The sequence below is a fragment of the Thiospirillum jenense genome (assembly GCF_014145225.1).
GTDB classification, from domain to species: domain Bacteria; phylum Pseudomonadota; class Gammaproteobacteria; order Chromatiales; family Chromatiaceae; genus Thiospirillum; species Thiospirillum jenense.
The window spans coordinates 154,988-161,207 of the sequence record NZ_JABVCQ010000002.1; the positions used below are offsets into that span (position 1 = coordinate 154,988).

A 6,220-nucleotide genomic window follows, 5' to 3' on the forward strand; every position below is an offset into this window, starting at 1 on the left:
AAGTCATTGTCTAATCTGTGCTTCTGGTAAACTTTGCGTGAAACTAATCCAAGTGTGATGAGGAGCAGGCCAAGATGGCAAAAACGATTATGGTGGTAGATGATTCGGCATCATTGCGTAATGTGGTGTGCATTGCGCTTAAAAGCGCGGGGTATGATGTGATTGAAGCCTGTGATGGGCGGGATGCATTAGCCAAACTCACCGGGCAAAAGGTGCATTTAATTGTGAGTGATGTGAATATGCCGAATATGGACGGCATTACGCTGGTTCGTGAAGTGAAAAAGCTGCCTAATTATAAATTCACGCCAATTATGATGCTGACCACTGAAAGTCAACCCGAAAAAAAACAACAGGGTAAGGAAGCGGGCGCTAAGGCGTGGTTAGTTAAACCATTTCAACCGCCGGTGTTATTAGATGCAGTCTCCAAATTAGTCTTACCCTGAGGTATTAGATGCGCTGCATGACGCTTGGCACGGGTATTGATAATAGGGTTTGTCATGGTCAGTGTGGCAAAAGGCGGCTAACCAATCAATCCAGGTTTAATCGAGAGTTCATGACATGACCGTCAATTTGACAAGCGCGCCTGATACGCCACTCACCTTTCATGGTGAAATGACCATCTACACCGCCAATGAACAATTCCAGCACCTCCAGCAGCATCTGAGTACGCACCCGAGCCTCGTGCTTGACCTGTCGGGCGTGACGGAATTGGACAGCGCCGGACTACAACTGGTGCTAATGGCACACACGGAAGCGACCCGTCGCAACATCCCATTCCGCTTGCACAACCCCAGTTTAATCGTTCAAGAAGTCTTTCATCTATTACGTTTGGAACGCGCACTCATGCCAACGACCACCGCCCCGAAAAGCGGCAGTTAATTCACTGTTTATTATTCAGTCCAACCCCTGCTGGTTAATCTCACAGTTGAGCGGTTATTAATTGCACGGAGGGAACAATGAGTTTAAACATGGATGCGGCACGTCAAGCCTTTATTGAAGAAGTTGCTGAACTACTCCAATCAATGGAAGACGCGCTGCTGGCATTAGAAGACAATCCCGCTGACAACGAATCATTAAATGAAGTGTTTCGTGCCATGCACACCATTAAAGGCACCGGTGGCGTGTTTGGCTATATGCCAGTGGTCGAATTCACCCATGCAGTTGAATCGGTCATGGAAGAAGTGCGCTCCGGCCGCGAGCCAATGTCCGAACAATTAATCTGCATCCTATTTGCCTGCCGCGATCATACCTCGCGTTTAATTGAAGCCATTGTTGAAATGGGTGAAGACAGCGGCAAACCACTCAGTTCCGACCTCATCGCAACTGGTCATGATCTATTAAAACAATTAACTCAACGCACACTTCAAACCACCAACATCACACCCAATACACCCGAACAACCCAAATATCTCCCAATCGTCAGTGATGTATGGATGATTGCCTTAGATTTCGGCCGCAACGCGCTGCGCAATGGCATGGATCCATTATCATTTCTGCGTTATTTGGGATCACTGGGCGATATTGTAGATGTCGTAACACTCAGCGTCCCTCCGCCACTAAATGAAGAATTCGATCCGGAAAGTTGTTATTTGAGTTTTCGTATTGCTTTTCGCAGCGATGCCGATAAACCCACTATTGCCGCCGTCTTTGAATTCGCCGAAGATGATTGCGATATTCGTATTCTCCCCCCCGATTCAGCTCAGGATACTTATTTAGATTTATTAGCCTCCCTCTCTGATACCCAAGTCACCCGCATTGGTGAAATGCTCGTCAGTATTGGCGCCCTCACCCCCAATGAATTAGCCCGGGCATTAGCGCATCAAGCCGATGAACGCAATACCGATGCCATATCAGAAACACATTCAGAACATACCGCCAATCAACGCCTCGGCGACATTCTCATTCAACAAGGTTCAATTAAACCTGCGGTATTAGAACAGGCCGCAAAAACCCAAGAAGCGGCACGCGCTAAACGTCAAGATGAAACTCGCTTCATTCGTGTTGATGCCGAACGCCTCGGGCATTTAATTAACCTCGTTGGCGAATTAGTCACCAGCAGCGCCGCTATTCGGATTATGGTTGAACGCGCCGGCGTTGAAAATATGAATGAAGTGGTAGATAGCGTGGATTATCTCGTCGCTGAAATTCGAGATAACGCATTACAATTACGCATGGTGCCAATTGGTGAAAGCCTATCAAGATTTCGCCGTGTAGTGCGCGACACGTCAAAAGAACTGGGTAAAAATATTGAGTTGGTCATTACTGGTGGTGACACGGAACTGGATAAAACAGTGGTTGAAAAAATCACCGATCCATTTATGCACCTCATTCGTAATGCGGTGGATCACGGTATTGAATCGCCAGAAGAACGAGCGCGTGTTGGCAAACCAGTCAATGGCACAATCACGGTAAATGCCTATCATGATTCTGGGCATATTGTGATTGAAATTGAAGATGACGGTGCCGGTCTTGATGTCAAACGTATTCGCGCTAAAGCCGAAGCAAAAGGATTGGTTAAACCAGAAGATACTTTGAGCCATGAAGAAACTTTGCGTTTAATTTTTGCGCCGGGCTTATCGACAAAAGACAGTGCAACTAATTTATCTGGCCGCGGCGTTGGTATGGATGTCGTGCGTCAAAATATTGAAGCATTACGCGGTTCAGTAGAACTGGATAGCGTCTTAGGGCAAGGGACAAAAATCACCATTATTTTGCCATTAACGTTGGCAATTATTGACGGTTTTTTAGTTGGAGCAGGGCGCGATCAATACGTCATTCCATTATCGCAAGTCGCCGAATGTGTTGAAATGAAAGCCGCTGGTGAAATGCTCAAACCTCACAACGGGCATTACATCAATTTGCGTGGTGAAGTCTTGCCGTTTATTCGTTTAACTGAATTGTTTAATAACCAGCACACCGTTCGCCATGAACATCGGGAAAGCTTAGTGGTGGTCCGTTTTGGACATCATAAAGTCGGATTGGTCGTTGACACTTTATTAGGCGAATTACAAACTGTCATTAAACCATTAGGTAAATTATTTGAGGAATTGCGGGGAATTGCAGGTGCAACCATTCTCGGTACCGGTGATATTGCACTCATTCTTGATGTCAGTGAATTAGCCATGATAGGGCAAATGAAACGGCATCATTCTGATTTACGCCACTCATAATAAACCGCGAGTGTGGTATTGCGAGTGTTTATTCAAGTATTAAACAATTTTTTGACAGCGCATAGCAATATAAAACGCCCCCACTTTAATCAAAATTGTTTAATACGCTCGCAACGAATTGATGTAAATGCGATTCTTGCTGCCTGTCAATTCAATCACACTGCGCTTAGTTGGCAAAAAACTGTTAACCAGTTTCCTGAAATAATTGCAATACACTCTGAGGAATAGCCGCATGTTTAGTTCCATGACAATGGCAAAAAAATTGATTTGGGGATTTAGTATTGTCCTGACTTTATTAATGATAGTCGGCGGCTTTGCTTTTTTCACCATTACTGGTGCATCAAATGACTTTGCACTCTATCGTGATAAAGCGCGTAAAGCCAATGCCATGGGCGAATTACAGGCCGCAATGTTGATAACGCGCATGAACGTCAAACAATATCTTTTAACCAAAGGTGATGATAAAGCCACGCAAGACGTTTTAGATTATCTTGCTAAAACACATCTTCAATTAAACGAAGTCGCACCGACTATCCATGATCCAGAGCGTGCAAAAAAGGTGCGTACTGCACAAGACAATATCGCTAATTATGAAAAAGCGTTTAGTGTAATTGTTACACAAATGACGGAACGTAACAAATTAGTTGACGAAACACTTGGCGTATTAGGAGTTAATATTGAAAAACAGTTGACCCAGATTTCGGAAGCAGCAAGCCATAACAATCAAATGGCGCTGGCAATGCAGTCTGCACTCGCATTACGCAACGCATTAATTGGGCGCATCTATGTTCGGATGTTTGTGGATCAAAACTCGCAAGAAGCAATTAACCGTGTGCATAAAGAATGGGTTGCATTTGATCAAAATCTTGAAAAGCTAAACGTGTTATTGCAAGATGCCACCCAGCGGCGTTTATTTGAAGAAACTGTTAGATTAAAGGCGGAATATTTAATCACGTTCAATCGTTTAACCAAGGTGATTGAAGAACGTAACCAAGTTGTTTTAGGAACGCTGGATGTGTTGGGGCCAGAATTCGCCAATTTGTTAGATAACATTAAGCAAAACTATATTGTCGAGCAAAATGAAATCGGGCCCCGTGTTCAAAAAAGTAATGAACGTGCTGTGTTAGTGATTACAATTCTATCGGCGGCGGCATTGTTATTCGGCGTTCTCATCGCGTGGTTAATTATTCGGGTCGTGATGGCACAACTTGGGCAAGACCCGGGTATTATTGCTGACATTACGCGACAGGTTGCGCATGGCAATTTAGCAATTGAATTTGATTCAAATAACCTATGCGGCGTTTATAAAGACATGCACGGTATGGTTGAACGTTTACGGCAAATTGTGAGTGAAGTGCGCGTCGGTGCTGACAATTTATCATCTGCATCGAGTGAAGTGAGTTCAACCGCGCAAGCCTTAAGTCAAGGCGCTACGCAACAGGCGGCAAGTGTTGAAGAAACAACGGCGAGTATTGAAGAATTAAATGCATCAGTGCAGCAGAATACAGAAAATGCGCGGGTGACTAATAGCATTGCAAAAAGTTCTGCGGAAGAAGCACGTCAAGGCGGTGAAACCGTCACCCGTACCGTCACGGCAATGAAAGAAATTGCTAGTAAAATTAGTATGATTGAAGAAATCGCTTACAAAACTAATTTATTAGCATTAAATGCGGCAATTGAAGCCGCTCGCGCTGGTGAACATGGTAAAGGTTTTACTGTTGTGGCCGCTGAAGTGCGCAAATTAGCAGAAAACAGTGCTGTGACGGCGCAGGAAATTAATCGTTTAGCAACAAATAGCGTTGCAATTGCCGAACAAGCCGGGCAAGTATTAGCGCAAATGGTGCCGAACATTGCTAAAACCGCCGATTTGATTGAAGAAATCACGGCAGCATCGGGTGAACAAGCCACTGGTATTGCGCAAATTAATGATGCGATGGGGCAATTGGATAAGGCGACACAACAAAATGCGTCTTCTTCAGAAGAATTGGCGGCAACTGCACAAGAATTAAGTGGTCAAGCCGCACAATTACAAGAAACAATGGCATTCTTTAAACTCGGTGCTAATAAAACGAATCAACAACGCCGCATCGCTCTTGTTCAACGTCAACACAGTCAAACAATCCGTTCTTCATCTAAAAGCATGAAATCCACTGAAAATTATGACCCAGTTCATTCAGAAAAAACTGATTTTGCTCATCAAGATTTTGAACGGTTTTAACCTCACTAATTATAGCGGAGGATATTAAATGAGTGAGAGTAATATGCGTAAAGACGTTAGTAATCGCAATGATGTTGCTGACGATACAACACAATATCTGACCTTTTCCGTCGCTGATGAACGGTTGGCAATGTCAATAAGCGCGGTTAAAGAAATTATTGAAACACCGCCGCAGGTGACTCGCGTACCAATGACTCCCGATTATATTCGGGGGGTCATTAATTTGCGTGGTAATGTTGTGCCGGTGATTGATCTCGGTGCTCGATTAGGTCGCGGAATTTTAACGCTATCAAAGCGTAGTTGTATTGTATTGGTTGAAGTACGTTCGGGCAATGACAGTCATGTTTTGGGGATGTTGGTAGATGAAGTAAAAAACATTCTTGATATTCCCAGTGAAGATGTTAAACCAGCACCAGAATTTGGCTCTGAGATTCGGACAGATTTTATTGAAGCGATGGGTCGAGTAGATGATGTATTTGTCATTATTCTCAGTATTGATCATGTTTTGTCAATTCAGGAGTTAGCGGCATTAAAATGCCTCACGCATCATGTGGCAGATCAAAACATGCCAGACACTGATACCAAAAAATAAATGTCAGCATGATAAAATTGAATGATTCAATTTGAGAAAACAGTTATTATGGCAGGTCGTAGTGACTGCGTATTTATTGTGACATGAAAGCAGATTCATCAACATCATGTGACCTGGCCAATATGTCGTTGCTCATTCTATCCTCACTGCAAAGTGGCGCTTGTATGGAAAACAACATCTACCACTTTTATAGAAGGTGGGCGCTCGTTACTTGGGAATAGGCATTCAATTTCCACTGTA

The 6,220-nt window shown here is 43.9% G+C and carries 5 protein-coding genes; all 5 read left to right on the forward strand.

The window, feature by feature from the left end; all coding sequences use genetic code 11:
- Nucleotides 1-74: 74 nt before the first annotated feature.
- Nucleotides 75-443 (forward strand): response regulator, encoded by a 369-nt coding sequence (locus HUK38_RS01430; RefSeq protein ID WP_182581993.1) that lies wholly within the window; start codon nt 75-77, stop codon nt 441-443.
- Between the two features lie 115 nt (nt 444-558).
- Nucleotides 559-879 carry an STAS domain-containing protein gene (locus tag HUK38_RS01435; RefSeq protein WP_182581994.1) on the forward strand — a complete coding sequence of 107 codons (321 nt, stop codon included), beginning with the start codon at nt 559-561 and terminating at the stop codon, nt 877-879.
- Nucleotides 880-956: 77 nt separating this feature from the next.
- On the forward strand, nt 957-3,170 hold the full coding sequence (locus HUK38_RS01440) for a chemotaxis protein CheA (RefSeq protein WP_182581995.1): 2,214 nt from the start codon (nt 957-959) through the stop codon (nt 3,168-3,170).
- A gap of 232 nt (nt 3,171-3,402) precedes the next feature.
- A complete protein-coding gene (locus tag HUK38_RS01445) occupies nt 3,403-5,388 on the forward strand; it encodes a HAMP domain-containing methyl-accepting chemotaxis protein (protein WP_182581996.1) in 1,986 nt (661 codons plus the stop codon).
- 28 nt (nt 5,389-5,416) lie between these two features.
- The gene (locus HUK38_RS01450; protein ID WP_182581997.1) at nt 5,417-5,980 is read left to right on the forward strand and encodes a chemotaxis protein CheW; all 564 of its coding nucleotides are present in this window, start codon (nt 5,417-5,419) and stop codon (nt 5,978-5,980) included.
- Nucleotides 5,981-6,220 lie beyond the last annotated feature (240 nt).